General features: G+C 48.3%; 15 protein-coding genes. 11 read left to right on the top strand and 4 right to left on the bottom strand.

Annotated features, from left to right (window positions below; genetic code table 11):
• Positions 1–38 precede the first annotated feature (38 nt).
• The 4 genes from DESAL_RS17530 (at position 39) to DESAL_RS17515 (ending at position 4,306) form a co-directional block, all read left to right on the top strand.
• Positions 39–1,715, top strand: coding sequence for a methyl-accepting chemotaxis protein (locus DESAL_RS17530; RefSeq protein ID WP_015853299.1), 1,677 nt, complete (start codon positions 39–41; stop codon positions 1,713–1,715).
• Between the two features lie 132 nt (positions 1,716–1,847).
• The gene (gene purD / locus DESAL_RS17525) at positions 1,848–3,119 is read left to right on the top strand and encodes a phosphoribosylamine--glycine ligase (protein ID WP_015853298.1); all 1,272 of its coding nucleotides are present in this window, start codon (positions 1,848–1,850) and stop codon (positions 3,117–3,119) included.
• Positions 3,116–3,607, top strand: a complete 492-nt coding sequence (gene purE, locus DESAL_RS17520) for a 5-(carboxyamino)imidazole ribonucleotide mutase (protein ID WP_015853297.1) — start codon at positions 3,116–3,118, stop codon at positions 3,605–3,607. Before purD ends, purE begins: the two co-directional genes overlap by 4 nt.
• Positions 3,608–3,679: 72 nt before the next feature.
• Positions 3,680–4,306, top strand: a complete 627-nt coding sequence (locus DESAL_RS17515) for a LysE family translocator (RefSeq protein ID WP_015853296.1) — start codon at positions 3,680–3,682, stop codon at positions 4,304–4,306.
• A 13-nt stretch (positions 4,307–4,319) separates the two neighbouring features.
• Here the strand turns inward: DESAL_RS17515 and DESAL_RS17510 are convergent, their stop codons facing one another.
• The 4 genes from DESAL_RS17510 to DESAL_RS17495 all read right to left on the bottom strand — a co-directional run bounded on the left by DESAL_RS17510 (position 4,320) and on the right by DESAL_RS17495 (position 7,941).
• Positions 4,320–4,685, bottom strand: coding sequence for a response regulator transcription factor (locus DESAL_RS17510; RefSeq protein ID WP_015853295.1), 366 nt, complete (start codon positions 4,683–4,685; stop codon positions 4,320–4,322).
• 98 nt (positions 4,686–4,783) lie between these two features.
• On the bottom strand, positions 4,784–5,149 hold the full coding sequence (locus DESAL_RS17505) for an Hpt domain-containing protein (protein WP_015853294.1): 366 nt from the start codon (positions 5,147–5,149) through the stop codon (positions 4,784–4,786).
• 174 nt (positions 5,150–5,323) lie between these two features.
• Entirely contained in the window at positions 5,324–7,222 is a 1,899-nt protein-coding gene (htpG, locus tag DESAL_RS17500; protein WP_015853293.1) for a molecular chaperone HtpG, read from the bottom strand.
• A 104-nt stretch (positions 7,223–7,326) separates the two neighbouring features.
• The gene (locus tag DESAL_RS17495; RefSeq protein WP_015853292.1) at positions 7,327–7,941 is read right to left on the bottom strand and encodes a MerR family transcriptional regulator; all 615 of its coding nucleotides are present in this window, start codon (positions 7,939–7,941) and stop codon (positions 7,327–7,329) included.
• 371 nt (positions 7,942–8,312) lie between these two features.
• On the opposite strand from DESAL_RS17495, the gene DESAL_RS17490 reads away from it, so the two are divergent.
• From DESAL_RS17490 to uvrA, 7 genes are all read left to right on the top strand, one after another.
• A complete protein-coding gene (locus tag DESAL_RS17490; RefSeq protein WP_015853291.1) occupies positions 8,313–9,098 on the top strand; it encodes a type III pantothenate kinase in 786 nt (261 codons plus the stop codon).
• An 82-nt stretch (positions 9,099–9,180) separates the two neighbouring features.
• Complete coding sequence (gene eno / locus DESAL_RS17485; RefSeq protein ID WP_015853290.1) at positions 9,181–10,473, top strand: phosphopyruvate hydratase; 1,293 nt, start codon at positions 9,181–9,183, stop codon at positions 10,471–10,473.
• Positions 10,474–10,982: 509 nt separating this feature from the next.
• A complete protein-coding gene (locus DESAL_RS17475) occupies positions 10,983–11,390 on the top strand; it encodes a hypothetical protein (protein WP_157046983.1) in 408 nt (135 codons plus the stop codon).
• 87 nt (positions 11,391–11,477) lie between these two features.
• The gene (gene folD, locus DESAL_RS17470) at positions 11,478–12,338 is read left to right on the top strand and encodes a bifunctional methylenetetrahydrofolate dehydrogenase/methenyltetrahydrofolate cyclohydrolase FolD (RefSeq protein WP_015853288.1); all 861 of its coding nucleotides are present in this window, start codon (positions 11,478–11,480) and stop codon (positions 12,336–12,338) included.
• Positions 12,339–12,504: 166 nt separating this feature from the next.
• On the top strand, positions 12,505–13,626 hold the full coding sequence (locus DESAL_RS17465; protein WP_015853287.1) for an AAA family ATPase: 1,122 nt from the start codon (positions 12,505–12,507) through the stop codon (positions 13,624–13,626).
• 178 nt (positions 13,627–13,804) lie between these two features.
• On the top strand, positions 13,805–14,638 hold the full coding sequence (locus DESAL_RS17460; protein WP_015853286.1) for an HD-GYP domain-containing protein: 834 nt from the start codon (positions 13,805–13,807) through the stop codon (positions 14,636–14,638).
• A gap of 286 nt (positions 14,639–14,924) precedes the next feature.
• Positions 14,925–17,672 carry an excinuclease ABC subunit UvrA gene (gene uvrA / locus DESAL_RS17455; protein ID WP_015853285.1) on the top strand — a complete coding sequence of 916 codons (2,748 nt, stop codon included), beginning with the start codon at positions 14,925–14,927 and terminating at the stop codon, positions 17,670–17,672.
• Positions 17,673–17,691: the final 19 nt, after the last annotated feature.

The following is a 17,691-nucleotide window of genomic DNA, read 5'->3' as shown; positions in this document are numbered from 1 at the left end:
CCGTCGTCCAGAAAATCAATACTTAATAGGAGTTGTGTATGCCCGGCAGGATTGTTGTTCATGTTGTGATTGATGTCTTGGTCCTGTTAGGGCTTTGTCTTGCGTTTGTGTTTGCTCCTGAAACATTTATGGGCGGGGACATGGCCCCTTTGCTGGGAATGTTTGCGGTAGCCTGTGCTGTGATTGTTGTTTCCGGGCTTATACTCAGGAGTAGAATCAATGCTCAGTGGATAGGTGTCAGTCATTGGATTGATGAACTTGTTTCCGGTTCCGATTTCAAAAGTGATCTAGGGTTCACTTCTGCTTTGTTGCCTTCAGCTACTAAACTTGAATCTTATGTAAGCAGTCTCCGCACTAAACTGGAAGAGGCTGACAAACAATGCAAAATTGAAATCTCCAGGCAGCTTGAGGCTTATAAAATGGCCGAGGATGCAAGGGTGCGTGGTGAACAGGCTCGCAGCAAGGGACTTCTTTCCGCAGCAGGGACCCTTGAAAATGCTGTTGAGGGCATTCGTACAAGCTCTGAAATGCTGGGTGAATCCTCGTCGCGGGCCAGCGATGGAGCTGAAAAGCAGTTGGAGTATCTTTCATCTGTTGTTGCATCCATGGAACAGATTGATGTTTCCATTCAGCATTCGGTGGAACGTGCGGAATTTGCGGCAGTAGATGCTGAGTCAGCTGCTGAGCGGGCAAGATCCGGTGAAGACGTGCTCGAGCAGACCATTGAATCAATCAACACGGTCATGAGCAATACCAATGATCTTAACGGAAGGGTTGAGGCTCTCGGCAAACAGGCGGAGGGGATTGGAAGCATCATGTCCGTTATTTCCGATATTGCCGATCAGACTAACCTTTTGGCTCTTAATGCCGCTATCGAGGCAGCCCGTGCCGGGGATGCCGGTCGTGGATTTGCCGTTGTTGCTGATGAAGTCCGCAATCTTGCTGAAAAGACGATGGAAGCCACCCGTGATGTGGGTACTGAAATCAGCAGGATTCAAGAGCACGTTGAAATGACAGTCGCCGGGGTGAACCATATTAATGATCTGGCCGGCAATGCGTCCGGTTTAGCTTCCAGTTCCGGTGAAGCCCTCGGCGAAATTGTTGACCTTGCAGAAAAGAGTTCTCGCGGAGTGCGTCTTATTGCTGAAGAGGCTGTGCAACAGGCAGAGGCCAGCAATAATGTTCGTGAAGCTGTCAACGAAGTTCACTCGATCTCAGATGAAACCGGCGAGGCCATGTCCGGGGCGGGAGAAGCTATTTCCGTTCTTGGTGGACGCGTAGCTGATCTTGATGATATGATCGGTGTGTTTAAGCTGGTCGGTAATGGTAAGGTGCAGGAAGTGATTGATTCTCTCGCCAAATCTTCCGATGTGCTCTCTCTGAACCGGGAGTTGCAGGAGCGGGCCATGCACAAAGCCTTGAGAGACAATCGTTTCCTCGAACTTCTCTACATCACCGATCATAATGGAATTCAGACGGTCAGCAATATCAGCGGACAGTGGCAGAGCTTTGCCGAAGACGGCTCAGCCTGCGGCAAAGATTGGTCCGGCCGGGAATGGTTCAGCGGAGCTGTGGAAGATCAGACTATGTATGTATCCGAGGTTTATGAATCTTCTGCTACCGGTGAGAATTGTATTACGGTTTCCGGTCCGTTCTTTGATTCCAAGGGCAAGGTGCTGGGTGTTATTGCCGCTGATGTGAAGGTTAACGGATAATTATTTCAGGCGTACGCATTTTCTTGCCAAATCTGCAATATTTATCTAAGTGATGCTTGCTGCCAACCTAATATTTTGGGAGGCAGTAATACCCACAGGTCACTTCAGCTCAATCCCAAGAGGAATTATTTCATGAAAATACTTGTTGTAGGTTCAGGCGGAAGAGAACACGCGCTGGCTTGGAAGATAAGCCAGAGCCCCAAGGTTTCCGAGATTTTTATCGCACCCGGTAACGGCGGTACCCGTCTGCACGGCACGAATGTGCCCATCAAGGATGACGACCTGCCCGGACTGGTCAAGTTTGCCAAAGAAAACAAGATCGATCTTGTTGTGGCAGGCCCGGAACTTCCCCTCGTGCTGGGCATCAAGGAAGCCCTTGCCAAAGAAGGTATCCCCTGCTTCGGCCCGGGCGCATATGCCGCTAATCTTGAAGGCAGCAAAGCTTTCTCCAAGATTACCATGCGCGATTCCGGTGTTCCCACCGCTCCTTTTCAGGTTTTCGATGAGTATGAACAAGCCAAAAAATTTGTAGAAGAAAAAGGCGCACCTATCGTGGTCAAGGCTGACGGTCTTGCCGCAGGTAAAGGTGTTGTCGTTGCCGGAACTGTTGAAGAGGCTCTTGAATCTCTCGACGACATGATGGTTAAAAAAATCTTCGGTACTGCCGGTGAACGCGTTGTAGTGGAAGAAGCCCTCAAGGGTGAAGAAGCTTCCTTTCTCGCTTTCTGTGCCGGTGAAGATTATGCTCTGCTGCCTTCCGCACAGGACCATAAAGCCGTGGGCGAAGGTGATACCGGACCCAACACCGGAGGCATGGGTGCATACAGCCCGGCCCCCATTCTGCCCCGCGACAAATATGCTGAAACCGCTGAACTGGTTATCAAGCCCATTCTCAAGCTGCTTGCCGAACGCGGCGAGCCTTTTACCGGTATTCTTTATGCCGGGCTTATGTACACTGAAGACGGTCCTTCCGTTCTTGAATACAATGTTCGTTTCGGCGACCCCGAATGTCAGCCGCTTTTGATGCGTCTGGATTGCGATCTGGTCGAAATCATGCTGGCCTGCGTTGAGAATCGCCTCCCCGAAGTGGAAGTGAAACTCAAGGAAGAAACCACCCTTTGTGTGGTAATGGCTGCTGGCGGTTACCCCGGTTCCTACGAAAAGGGAGCGGAGATTACCGGATTCGAGGAAGCTGAAAAGATTGAAGGTGTCAAGGTCTTTCAGGCCGGGACAAAGTATGAAGATGGTAAAACATTAACCAGCGGCGGCCGTGTGCTGGGTGTTACCGCTCTGGGGGCGGATCTCGGAGCAGCTCAGAAAAAAGCTTATGAAGCTGTTGAAAAACTCAGCTTTGATAAAGCTTATTTCCGTCGCGACATAGGTAACAAGGGTCTTAAAAAATGAGTGCAAAAGTAGCTATTTTTATGGGTTCCATTTCGGATAAGGACACAATGCAGCCTTGCTCCGATCTGTTGACCAAGCTCGGTATTCCCCACGTTTTCACAGTTTCCTCTGCCCACCGTACTCCGGAAAGGACTGCGAAGCTGGTCAAGGAACTGGAAGATAACGGTTGTGAAATCTTCATCTGCGCCGCAGGTCTTGCCGCACATCTCGCAGGTGCTGTAGCAGCTAAAACCATCCGTCCTGTCCTGGGTGTGCCCATTTGCGGTTCCGCTCTCGGCGGTATGGATGCTCTGTTGGCAACCGTGCAGATGCCTCCGGGATTCCCCGTAGGAACAGTTGCCCTTGATAAGGTCGGCGCAAAGAACTCCGCATGGATGGCCGCTCAGATTCTGGCTCTTCATGACGAAGAACTGGCCGGAAAGATCAGGGAAGCCCGTCAGGGATTCATTGATTCCGTTGAGCAGGCTGCTGCCGAACTTGAAGGTTAGTAGCTAATGTAGATTATATTAAAAGGCCGTGCTCTTTCTTGAGCACGGCTTTTTTTTTGAAGGGGACGCTTCATGTCGATTGAGTTTTGGGGAGTATACGTACTTACGGTTTTTCTGGCTTCCATAATTCCGGGACCGAGTATGATTCTGGCTTTGACCCACGGTGTTAAGTATGGCGCCAAGCGTGCAATTGCTACAGCTTTGGGCAACTCCGCTGCTTCTTTCTTGCAGGCCGTTGTTTCCATAGCCGGACTTGGAGCTTTGCTGGCTGCTTCCGAAACAGCTTTTATGATGGTTAAATATGCCGGAGCCGCCTATCTGGTCTGGCTTGGTATCGGGGTGCTTATGTCCGGTGATTTCACTTTCGATGAAGATAGTGTTGATGCAGCGAAGAGCACCTCAAATCTAAAGCTGTTTTTGCAGGGCTTCTGGGTTGCGGCCGGAAACCCGAAGGCAATAGTGTTTTTCAGTGCTTTGTTTCCCCAGTTTATCAGCAGTGGTCAGGCATCCATCCAGCATTTTGCCATGCTGCTTACTTTGCTCACCATTATCGCATTCGGATGTATGATGATCTATGCCTGCGGCGGGGCAAAGATAAAGGAAGTTATCAAGGGCACAGCTGTTTGCAGATATATAAATAAAGTTCTGGGAACAGCGTTTGTGGGACTTGGGGTAAGTCTGGCCTGCTCCAGAAGATAGGAGCACTTGGAGATTAATTCAGCATAGAGTGTACTGTAGTCAGGAAATCTTTCTGGGTGAACGGTTTGACCAGAGCCTCTTTTGCTCCAAGCGCTTTAGCTTGTTTAAGATATTCAAGCCCGGTAAATTCACCACCGCCGGAAATGACCAGAATGCTGCATTCCGGTTTTTTCTGCTTCAATTCCATAATGGTCTGGATACCATCCATGTTCGGCATGAAAATATCAATGATGACAAGATCCACCGGAGTGGATTCAAACAAAGAAAGACCTTTCTCTCCGTCTGTCGCGGCGAGAGTGTTGACCTCTTCTTTTTTGAGGTAGTGCTTGAGTAATTCAAGCATCTTTGGGTCGTCATCAACGATCAGAATAGTCTTCATAATAATTAGGTGGTTAGAAATATTTTTATAGTGCCTACCTCAAGCAGATTTAAAAAGGAAGCAGTGTATATATTAAGTAATTAATAACCTGTTTTTTGTTAAAATTTCAACTGGCTGCTTGCTTCAGGAAGAAGTTTTATAGCTAATTCAACTTCTTTTTTAAGTTGGGGATAGATTTCCAATGCTTCTTCCATATCACCATTTGCAGCACCTTTCTCCAGAGTATGGCTCAGTGAATGAGCTTGAATTGCGCCTACAGCACCGCATTCACTTTTCAGGGTGTGAGAGCTTGCGGATGCTTCTTTCAGGTTGCCTTGTTCAATATTAGTCTTGATTGCTTCAAGGTGCTTAGCTGCTTCTTCTACGAATATTTCAATGGCCTCTTCCAATAATTCATGATCACCTGAGAATCTATCCAATGCACTTTGCAGGTCAAAGCGTTCAGGGGCATCAGTTAAGTTCATTTTTTTATCTCCAATTTGCAAGGCTGGAAGAGTTTGTCCTGCAGCTCAGGTCTATTTCGATTATTTTATTTTATCTTAAGCAGGAACTGTCAGCAACATTGATTTGAAATAAAATAAAAAATCCCCGGCAACAAAAGTTGCCGGGGATTTGATGCACTTTTTAATAATATATTACTAGTCTTTCTTTTCCAGTTCGGCGTACCAGCCTCCTGCCTTGGTCAGCAGGCTCTGGATGCGGCCTACGAGAGCGTGGGGATCATTGAGGTAGCCTTCCAGCAGCAGGGCGGATTCCAGCAGCTGGTTGGAGGAGAGGGCGATGAATTCATCTTCGGGGTTAACCTTGAAGATCTCCAGCATGGAACGCAGCAGCGGATGGCCGGCGTTCACTTCCATGGTCTTGGTGGGGATGGAGCTGTCTTTGTTCATAGCCTTCATCAGCTTTTCCATGGACGAGGTCATGGCTCCGTCGGGGTTGACCAGACGGCAGGGAGAATCGGAAAGACGCTCGGAAACTTTTACTTCGGCAACCTGTTCGCCGAGTACTTCTTTCATCTTGGCGATGAGTGCTTCCATGTCCTTTTCCTGATCTTCGGAAAGCGGTTCCGGCTCGTCTTCCTTTTTAGTGGATTCGAATTTGTCCAGCTTTTCAAGATCGGCGTACTCTGCGGCTACGAAGTTGAAGCCCTCATGTTCACGGATGGATTCCATGACGAATTCATCAATGGGTTCGTAGAGGTAGAGTACTTCGATATCCTTGTTGCGGAAGATTTCGAGGTGCGGGTTGAGGTTCGCTGCTTCGCGGCTGGCAACAAAAGAGTAGTAGATTTCCTTCTGGTCTTCCTTAGCGCGCTCGATGTAGTCCGCAAAGGATACAAGGGTGTTCTCTTCTGCTTTGGAAGAGTCAAAGCGGAGCAGTCCGGCGTACTTGTCACGGTTGACGAAGTCCATGTGTCCTGCTTTGAAAATCTTGGAGTGGGCTTTCCAGAATTTTGCGTACTTTTCTTCATCATCCTTAGCGAGTTTTTCCAGCTGTCCCAGAACCTGTTTAGTCAGGGTTGCGCTGATTTTTCCGATGAGCAGGTTGTCCTGCAGGGTCTCGCGGGAGATGTTCAGGGGCAGGTCCTCGGTATCAACAACACCTTTGATGAAGCTCAGGTATTCGGGAAGCAGGTTCTTGTTCTGCTTTTCGATGAGCACGCGGCGTACGTAGAGGTCGAGCCCCCAGTTGTCGCGGTCCATACCGAAGATATCGAGGTCATTTTCGGGGATGAATAGCAGGGAGTTGAACTGTACCGGAGCATCTACGGAAAAGTGCAGGGTATCGATGGGAGGCTGCACATCGTAAGTCAGGAATTTGTAGAATTCTTCGTACTGTTCTTGCTTGATCTGGAATTTGGGTTCACGCCAGAGGGCGGATACGGTGTTAACGCGTTCGCCGCCGATCATAATCGGGAAAGAAACGAAATTGGAGTGGCGTTTGACGATGTCTTTGAGTTTGTCATCGGAACCGAAACGCTCAGCGTTGTCTTCGTTGAGCTGGATCTCGATGATGGTTCCGTGATCCATTTCAGCTTCAACTTCAGTAAGTTCGTATGCGTTTTTGCCGTCTGATACCCACTGGATTGCAGGCTCGTCTTTCAGGTAAGACTTGGTGCGTACTACTACGTGGTCGGAAACCATGAAGATGGAGTAGAAACCGACACCGAAACGGCCGATAAGGGAATCAAGGCTTTCCTTGGATTCGGCAGCCTGCTTGACGAATTCAGCAGAACCGGAGTGGGCGATGGTACCGATGTTGGTCATGACTTCTTCGCGGGTCATACCGATACCGGTATCGGTCACAGTCACGGTCTTTTTCTCTTCGTCATATGCGATGAGGATTTCAGGTTCCACCTCATCTTCCAGCTCAGGATTGCTGTTGATGGCAAAGCGCATTTTGTCGAGAGCATCGGATGCGTTGGAAACCAGTTCGCGCAGGAAAATTTCGCGGTTGGTGTAGAGAGAGTGGACCAGGATGTCCAGCAGCTGGTTAACTTCAGCCTTGAATTCGAATTTTTCTGTCTGGGCAGTCATTTAGTTCCTCCATAAACATAAAATTCCTCCCGGCTGTGTGATACAGCCGGAAGGTTATTGATTGTATTTTTTGGGTGTTCCGTCAGGAACAAAAAAGGCAAGGATTACTTAGTGACGTTTTTGAGCTTGTCAAGGAGGAACTTTTCCATTTCCCGGCGGTCTTTGCGCAGCCGGACCAGCTCTGCTTCCATAATGGAAAGCTTTTCTTTAAGCTGGATGTTCTCATCTTTTAAACCCGCAATACTCTCGTTCTGGGCATTCAGGTCAGCGGTTGCCTTGTCCATACAGGCTTTTACATCTTCAGAGATAGCTCCTTGCGGCATGCAGGAGAGCATCCCTTTCAGTCCTTCATTGATGGATTTTGCGATTTCAGTTCCCATGGCAGCGGCAAGTTGGATGGCAGGTTCCAGATTCGCCTGCTGGATTTGAGCAGGAGCGGCGGGTGTTGCCAATTCCGGACCCTGTGCATCAATGGCTACGTTAACCGGATATTTACGGGAGAGTTCGGCCATAACGTCTTCGGCTGTATGGCCCTGTTTGAGCATGGAGGAGATAATTTTAAAAATTTCAATTGCTTCGGATTTGAATCTTTTCTGCCTGTTACGACCGGTACTGGGCAGGTACTGGGCAAAACGGTTTTTCCAGTAGTGGAGGGTTGACTCAGGTACCTCCAGCAAGCGCGAAATTTCGGCGATGGAAAGAAGTTTTTTGTCTGGCACGGCATGCTCCGCATTGGGGTTTCATGGGAAATTCAAACTTTTTTTATTATTATTTTTTTTTAATTTTTAATGCAAGCCAAGTCAATAAACTATCAAATTATTATAAAAATGTTGCAATTCGAACATTTTTGTGTTCACTTTCGATCAGAAAACCATATTGATTCCTTTCCAAGAATGGAGTACGCGGTCATCCTGACAGGTCTTAAAAGGCTGGGCGGAAAGAGGAATCCATAGTGATTTTCGGTTTTCGGACGGTCTTTGAAAACAAACCCCGGGTTGTACCGCAAGTGTATCGCAATCATGTTTTTAGTTTTTGCGGAATATGGTATTAGACTTTGGAGCAAGAATCCAGCAAGCAGCGGAGTTCACCTTTGAGTTCGGAAACTATTTTACTTTTTGATGTGGGAAATACCAATACCAAAATTGGTTTTTCCACCCGTGATAAAATCGGTCCTTCATTCACTCTGCCTACCGATCCCGGAGGCACAGCTGATTCATGGGGACTCAAGCTCGTTGAGATATGCCGGGTGGCCGGATACTCTAATGAGGATATCATCGGCGGTGCCGTTTCTTCGGTTGTTCCACCTATGAATCCGATTTTAAAGCGGGCGGTAGAAAGGTTTTTCCCCTGCGAGCTTCGTTTTGCTCCTGATTCCATTCCTCTGGCCTTGAACAACAAGTACGAGAGGCCGTGGGAAGTCGGCGCAGACAGGCTTGTCACCGCTTTTGCCGGCCGCCAGATCAGCGACAGTGAGAATCTTATCGTGGTTGATTTCGGCACTGCCACCACTTTCGACTGTGTGGTAGGCATGGATTATATGGGCGGGCTGATCTGTCCCGGCGTGCTTTCTTCCACAAAGGCGCTTGCATCAGGGACCGCAAAACTGCCTCATATTTCTCTTGAGATCGAGTGTGATACCATCAGGCCGGGCAAGAGCACCGCAGACAGCCTTAATCAGGGGCTTATCTTCGGGTTCGCAGCCATGGTTGAAGGCTTGAGCGAACGTTTGGGCAAGACTCTCGGCGGGGAGGTTGAGCTCATCGCCACCGGAGGTTTCGCCTCTAAAATAGCTGAAGTCTGTCAGGCTATTGACCGTGTGGAACCAACTCTCCTTCTGGACGGGTTGCGCATGGCTTGGTTTGGCAGTGAAAAATAGTTTAGTGTAGGTTTTTTGCCGGGGACGTACCCGGTAGTCCAAGTAACCGGAAAGTGTTGATTTATTTTTAAGGAGTATTGTTATGAGCACTATTACCGCAGTATGGGCGAGAGAAATTCTCGACTCCAGAGGTAACCCCACCGTAGAAGTAGAAGTAGTACTTGAATCCGGCGCAACCGGTCGTGCAGCTGTTCCTTCCGGAGCATCCACCGGTACCCGTGAAGCCCTCGAACTGCGTGACGGCGATAAAGATCGTTACAAAGGTAAAGGCGTACAGGTTGCTGTTGCCAACGTTCGCGAAGAAATCGCTGAAGCTCTGGTTGGTCAGGATGCTCTGCGTCAGGTCAACATCGACAATATCCTTATCGAGCTTGACGGTACTGAAAACAAAGAACGCCTCGGTGCTAACGCAATGCTCGGCGTTTCCATGGCAGTTGCCCGCGCTGGCGCAAACCTGCTCGGCATTCCCCTTTACCAGTACCTCGGTGGTGTAAACGGCAAGCTCCTTCCCGTACCCCTGATGAACATCATCAACGGTGGTGAGCATGCACCTAACAACCTCGATATCCAGGAATTCATGATCATGCCCATCGGCGCTGAGACTTTCGCTGAAGCTCTGCGCATGGGTGCTGAAATTTTCCACACCCTGAAAGGTCTGCTGGCTGCTGACGGCCACAACACTGCAGTTGGTGATGAAGGTGGCTTCGCTCCTAACCTCGAATCCCACGCTCAGGCTTTCGAATACATCATGAAAGCTATTGAAGCTGCCGGCTACCGTCCCGGTGCTGACGTAGCTCTCGCTATCGACGCTGCTGCTTCCGAATTCTACAAAGACGGCAAGTACGTTCTGGCCGGTGAAGGTAAAGAATTCGATGCTCAGGGTATGATTGATTTCTACACTGATTTCGTAGAACGCTTCCCGCTCATCTCCATTGAAGATGGCCTTGCAGAAGGCGACTGGGAAGGCTGGAAGAAAATGACCGATGATCTCGGTGAAAAAATCCAGCTCGTTGGTGACGATCTGTTCGTAACCAACCCCGAAATCCTCGCTGAAGGTATTGAGCAGGGTGCTTGTAACTCCATTCTGATCAAGCTGAACCAGATTGGTACCCTGACCGAAACCCTCGATACCATGGAACTTGCTAAGACCGCAGGTTACACCAACGTTGTGTCTCACCGTTCCGGTGAAACCAGCGACCACTTCATCGCTGACCTCGCAGTAGGTCTGAACGCAGGCCAGATCAAGACCGGCTCTCTCTGCCGCTCCGACCGTCTTGCCAAGTACAACCAGCTGCTCCGCATCGAGGAAGACCTCGAAGATGATGGTATCTACTACGGTCCCGCTCTGAAGGAAGCTTTCTTCGGCGAAGACTAAGAAATAGCTTACTGCTTATTAAAGGGCTGTGGGGTTCTCCCCGCAGCCCTTTTTTTGTGATGTTCTAACGTGATCAGTTCTTGTAATATTGACCCTTCAGACTCCCAAATGTATATATGGGTATGCGTGTAAATTTAACTTTTCCTGCATTGCTCGCTGTGCTGTTGTTTTCAAGTGTCACTTATGCGGAGGTAAGTGTCCGGTATTCCTATTGCGAAACGAAAAACAATCAGTTTGTAGCAGAGTTGCTTTCCAGTGCATTGAAAGCCAGCAGTCCTGAAGTTAATTTCGTTATGATGAAATGTTACCCGCATTTGCGTAAACGCCGCATGCTCGAACATGGTTTAATCGATGTTCTTCCTCTAATCCAAAGCAAGAAGTAAGACGAAGAGCTAATTCCCATAAACGTCCCCCTCACCAAGGGGTATATTTCAAAACGAGTATTGGTTGTTTCAAAGTCTAAAGTAGATCTTTTTAATAATATAAATTCATTAGAAGAATTTCGGTCTTTGAACTTGGTAGGTGCATTCGGCCAAAAGTGGTTCGATAACAGAGTTTGGGAAGAGAATGGTTTAAAGCATATCGCTGTGGCGGATTGGCAGCTTATTTATTGTATGCTGAGTCGTACTAATAGAAATGTTGACTATTTTCCTCGATCTGTTCTTGAAGCGCAGGAAGAGATACGTACTTATTCAGATCTGGTAATTGTCCCGAATATCCTTTTTTCTTATGATAAGAATGTTATAATCTACCTCTCGCCCAAACGTAGAGAGTTGAAACCGATATTGGAGAAAGCTCTGCAAAATGCCCAATCGTCAGGCTTAATCGATAAATTGGTGGATAAATATTATGGGCAGGACATAAAAAGTCTTGAAATTGATAAGAGGACGGTCTTTCAGTTGAAGACTCCGGAGTAATTCTCCAGTAGGCTGTGTGCTTGCCAGTCTTTAAAAATTACAATATGCATTTTTCACCCACAGGCCATAAACAGCGGAGAAATTTCAATGCAGATTTTGAATGGTAAAGAAACAGCTCTTACTATTCGTGAAGAGCTGAAAGTAGAGATAGACGGACTTAAAGAAAAACACGGCAGAGCGCCCGGTCTGGCCGTTATTCTGGTCGGCGAGGACCCCGCATCTCAGGTATATGTTCGCAACAAGGAAATCGCCTGCGAGAAAGCAGGAATCGTTTCCACTGCACACCGTATCGATGCATCCGTTTCTCAGGAAGAACTTGAGGCTCTGATCCAGAAGCTCAACGCAGATGACACCATCGATGGTATCCTGCTGCAGCTGCCCCTGCCCAAGGGACTCGACAGCCAACGCTGCCTCGAACTCATTGATCCCGGCAAGGATGTGGACGGCTTCCATCCCATGAACGTAGGTAAGCTCATGCTCGGCCTGCCCGGTTTCCGTTCCTGCACTCCCGCAGGTATCATCACCCTGCTGGAACGCTACAACCTGCCCACTTCCGGCAAGAAAGCCGTTGTAGTAGGTCGTTCCAACATCGTTGGTAAGCCCCTTGCCATGATGCTCATGCAGTACGGTGATTTCGCAAACGCCACCGTAACTGTCTGCCATTCCCGCACTGACAATCTCGCTGAGGAAGTCAAAGCCGCGGATTTCGTTTTCGCCGCCATCGGCATTCCCAAATTCATCAAGAAAGAGATGGTCAAAGACGGCGCAGTCGTAGTTGATGTAGGCATCAACCGCACTGACGAAGGTCTGGTCGGTGACTGTGATTACGCAGCACTGGAAGACGTAGCATCCGCCATGACCCCTGTTCCCGGCGGAGTAGGTCCCATGACCATCGCTCAGCTGCTGATCAACACCGTACAGGCTTATAAGGAGCATGTCGGGGCTTAATTTATTGGTTATATGCGTGTTTTGAAGTTTTGAAAGAACTCCCTGTCTCGGTTGAGGCAGGGAGTTTTTTTTGTGGATTAGGTTAATTGACAAATTTAAATATTCTACTAGAATAATTCTAAGAGAATAAAATTTGATGCTCTATTAGAATATTTTGGAGTATGTTATGAATAATCCTTTCCGTTTTAATACCTTGCGACCAAGTGATCCGTTTTGTGACCGTGAAAAGGAACTTACTGATCTCATTTTACACGGCATGAATGGTGCGAACGTAACGCTCTTCTCTCCTCGTAGGTACGGGAAAACATCGTTGATTAAACGTGCCCAGAAAGAAATGCATGATAAGGGCGCCTATGTCTTTTATGTCGATTTTTACAGGGTTATGTCGGTTGAGGATCTTGCTTCGAGACTGGCAAGGGCTGTGTATGAAGGTTTGAGCGAATATGTTTCTTTTTTCGAAAAAGGCAAAAAGGCTCTGCTTGATTTTTTCAAGACCTATCGTCCTGTTTTTACTCCTACTGAAGAAGGGGGAGTTCAGATTGATGTCCGTGCTACTGAAGGTATTTCCGGGTATGACCTGCTTGAATCTCTGCTTTCCGAGATAGGAAAGTTTACCGAGAAGTCGGATAAGCCTGTGCACATAGCCATGGACGAGTTTCAGGATATTGTGGAGGTGGACAAGGGTAAGACGGAAGCTATACTGCGAACCCATATCCAGATGCATGGGGCGGGGTATATCTTTGCGGGTAGCAGGCGGCGTATCCTCAAGTCTATGTTTACTGATAGGCATCGTCCTTTCTACAATAGCACTCTTTTGATGGAACTTCCTCCGCTACCACATGAAGATCTTGTGGAATATATTGTTGAGCTTTTCAGTAAGGGCGGTAAGTCCATTTCGCACGAAGCAGCTGCTGCTGTTTCAAATCTTGTTCATCAATATCCTTATTACGCACAGCTTTTCAGCTATTTGCTTTTCAGCATGAGGGACAACCCCAGCCTTGATGATGTTGATGAATGTTTTGAATCACTTCTAGCGAGCGAGAGATATTCCTATCAGGGGATCGTAGACGGCTTAACCCCGGTACAACTGTCTTTGTTGGTGGGATTGGCAAAATATCCGGGAAGCAAGGTTACTTCTCAGGTGTTTTTGAAGGAAACGAATCTATCGTCAGGTGGAGTCCAAAAGGCCTTGAAACATCTCAGTATACAGGACTTGGTCAGCAATGAAGAAAACGGCTGGGAACTTGTTGATCCTGTCTTCAGAAGGTGGCTGGTCAGAACTTTTTAAAATATTCTACTAGAATTATTCTAGTAGAATATTTTTTATCGCTCTAATGGAATAATTGAATCTTCTAGTCTAAAAACATCCCCTCCTCACTAACCTTCCCCCTATCCCCCACCACACAATTTCAGTATAAAGTCGTAAGACATCCATATCCCATTCACTCTAATCTACGGATAGCCATATGAAAGGACTCACCGAACTTCTTGCCTGTATTCAGGATATTTCCGGCGGTAATTATTCCAATGACATCATGCATCTGACTACTGATGAATATGATCCCTATGTACGGGAACTGGCGGAATCCGTGGGTTTGATGATGGTCCGTATTGAGGCTCGTGAGTTTGCGCTTGAGCAGGCGAATGAGGAACTTAAGTGCAATGTGGTAGCAACCGTTAAGGCTGTTGCGCGCGGATTGAGCCTGCGCGATCCGTATACACGTGGACATGCGGAGCGGGTGGGGCTTTATTGTGAGCGTTTAGCCCGTAGGATGGGGCTTTCCGAAGATGAAATCTGGACTGTGCATGTTGCCGGGACTTTGCATGACATTGGCAAAATCGGTTTCAGTGACCGCTTGATCCAAAATGTGGATACCAAGGTTGATGAGGATATGCTGGCGGAGATCAAGCAGCACCCGGAATGGGGATTTAAGATGCTGCGCGGGCTGGATTTTCTCGGCCCTGCCTTGGAGTATATGCGGTCACATCATGAGCGTCTGGATGGTACTGGCTATCCAAACGGCTTGCAGGGCGATGAAATTAAGACAGGGTCACGTATCCTTTCCATCGCCGATGTATTTGATGCGGTAACTACCACCCGCAGTTATCAGGAAGCTATGGATTTGGAAAAAGCATATTCCATCCTGCGCAAGCTTGCTGGCCATTCTCTTGATCCTGAGTTGGTGGAGCTTTTCATTGCTGAAATTAAAGAAAACTGCCTTGAGGATGTGGAAGAAAATTTCAGCACCTGCCCTATGGGAAAAGAAAGTCCTGCCGGACAAGAATCAAAAAATAATTAAGAATCATTACTATTTTACTTGCCTTCTTTTAAGAAGTGCTTATTATCTTTCTTCGTGTTAAGCATATCTTAACAATCGCATGGCACAGCGAAGACCTAATAAAAGGTTTTGATTTGCCTCTTTCAGATGTCCATCCTTTCGGATCGTTGCTTTTAAGGCAATTTTCAAGTCTGCTTTTATGTGGATTTGTAGGGGCCTTAAACTTTTTTTACGAAGAGCTAGTAGGCCTGAAGAGGTAAATTTTAATAAACTTAAAGCGCGAAGCGCATCAAATCAGCCTCTTATCATGAATAAAAAATGTATCCATATTGAAGGTGCGCGTCAGCACAACCTTAAAAATTTGAACCTTGATATTCCGCGTGATCAACTGGTGGTGGTCTGTGGTCCTTCGGGGTCCGGTAAATCAACCCTTTCCTTCGACATTGTATATGCGGAAGGACAGCGGCGTTATGTAGAATCTCTTTCCGCTTATGCCCGCCAATTCCTGCCGCAGCTGGACAAACCGCAGGTTGATAAGATTGAAGGGCTTTCCCCGGCGATTTCGCTGGAGCAGCAATCCACTTCGCGTAACCCGCGTTCAACCGTCGGTACTGTGACCGAGATTTACGACTTCCTGCGCGTTTTCTTTGCACGGCTGGGTAAATTCCATTGTCCTGAGTGCGGTATTCCCATTGAAGCCCAGACTTCGGATGAGATTCTGGAGCGGATCATGGCTTTTGGTGAAGGCACAAAATTTATGCTGATGGCTCCATTGGTGGATCACCAGAAGGGTACCCACAAGGACCTGTTCAAGAAGCTTAAAAAAGAAGGCTTCGTCCGTGTGCGCGTTGACGGTACGGTCTATACCATTGACGATGTGCCGGACCTTGAGAAGAACAAGAAACACAATGTTGATCTGGTGGTGGACCGCCTTGTCATCAAGGGTGACATGAAAAAACGCCTCGGTGACTCCCTTGAGCTGGCCCTGCGTTACGGCGATGAATCCATCGTGGTTTCCATCATAGGTGGTGAGGATGTCTACCTTTCAACCATGTCCACCTGTCCGTCATGCAAGATCAGCATGCCTAAACTTTCCCCTCAACTGTTTTCATTTAACAGCCCGCAGGGAGCCTGTACGCTCTGTTCCGGTATCGGAAGTGTTGAATATTACGAGCCGGAACTTCTGGCGCCCAACAAGGGCCTTTCATTGAAGACCGGAGCGGTCATCCCGTGGAAATCCCCGAAGATGTTTGAGCGTTACGAACTTGATTTTCGGCAGCTTGGTAAAAAATACGGCTTCAAGGTTGATACTCCGCTGGCAGACTTTTCTGCTGACGCACATAAGGCCCTGTTCTACGGCGACAAGGATTTGGGCTGGGAAGGTGTGGTTGACCTGCTTGAAGTGGGGCATAATCTCGGGCGTATCTGGCGCGATGAGCTTTCCCGGTTCAGACAGTCGCGGCCCTGTCCTGTTTGTGAAGGTGCAAGGCTGCGTCCTGAGTCATTAGCTGTTAAAGTGAACTCGGTTTCAATTTTTGATTTTTGCTCCATGTCCATCAAACGGGCCTTGGACTGGCTGGAAGGCCTTGATTTTTCCGGTCATGAACTGCTCATTGCTGAACCGCTCCTGAAGGAGCTGACCCATCGTTTGGGTTTTATGGTCAATGTTGGTCTTGATTATCTCAATCTTGGCCGTAATATGGCGACTCTTTCCGGTGGTGAGGCACAGCGCATCAGGCTGGCAGGCCAGCTGGGTTCCGGGCTGGTGGGTGTTACCTATGTTCTTGATGAACCTTCCATCGGTTTGCACCCGCGCGATAACGAGCGTTTGATCAAGACCCTGCGCTCCTTGCAGTCTCGTGGCAATACCGTGCTGGTGGTGGAGCATGATGAATCCACTATTCGCAATGCAGACCATGTTATCGAAATCGGACCCGGATCGGGTATGCTTGGCGGGGAGATTGTTTTTCAGGGCAGCGTAAAACAGCTTCTCGGTAAGGCTCAGACTTTGACCGCCAAGTACCTGCGTGGCGAACTTGCTTTGGATAAACCTGAAGAGCGGCGTATTCCCAAAGATTGGATTAAGCTCAAAGGGGTTAAGACCAACAACCTCAAAAACCTTGATGTTGATATACCGCTGGGTGTGCTCTGCTGCTTTACCGGGGTTTCCGGTTCGGGCAAGAGTTCACTGGTTGTGGATTCCATGTATAAGCATATCGCCCTCTCGCGCGGTGTGAAAGTGGATCAGCCCGGACGTATTGCAGGAATTGAAGGGATCGAGAAAGTGGAGAAAGTTATCTCCATTGACCAGTCTCCCATCGGGAGGACCCCGCGTTCCAACCCGGCCACTTACACCAAGATTTTTGATGAAATCCGCAAGATTTTTTGCGCTACCAAGGAAGCCAAGAAGCGTGGCTACAAGCCCGGACGTTTCAGTTTTAACGTGCGCGGCGGACGTTGCGAAGCATGTCGCGGTGACGGTCAGATCAGGGTGGAAATGCATTTCCTGCCCGATGTTTACGTGACCTGTGATGTCTGCAAGGGCAAACGTTACAACAGCCAGACTCTGGAAGTGGATTACAAGGGCAAGAATATTGCCGAAGTGCTTGACCTGACCGTGCGTCAATCCAAGGCATTCTTTGAGAATCATCCGACTCTCAAACGCAGGCTGGAAGTCTTGGAGCAGGTCGGCCTTGAGTATCTGCAACTGGGGCAGCCAGCAACTACCCTTTCAGGCGGTGAAGCTCAGCGGATCAAGATTTCACGCGAGCTCGGTAAGCGCAGTCTGCCCGGAACACTGTACATCCTTGATGAGCCTACTACTGGATTGCATATGCATGAGGTCGGCAAGCTGATCAAGGTTTTGCAACAGTTGGTTGAAAAAGGGGCAACAGTAATCGTCATCGAGCATAATACTGATGTGATTCGTGCTTCTGACTATGTTTTTGATTTAGGCCCTGGAGGAGGGGAATCCGGTGGGCAGATTGTTGCTCAGGGTACCCCTGAAGAGATTATTGCCAACCCGAACTCAGTTACCGGAAAGTTTCTGATTTAAATATGAAAGGCCGGAGGGA

This window comes from Maridesulfovibrio salexigens DSM 2638, assembly GCF_000023445.1.
GTDB classification, from domain to species: domain Bacteria; phylum Desulfobacterota; class Desulfovibrionia; order Desulfovibrionales; family Desulfovibrionaceae; genus Maridesulfovibrio; species Maridesulfovibrio salexigens.
The sequence above is the reverse complement of the archived record's forward strand: the minus strand, read 5'-3'. Positions and strand labels throughout refer to the sequence as shown.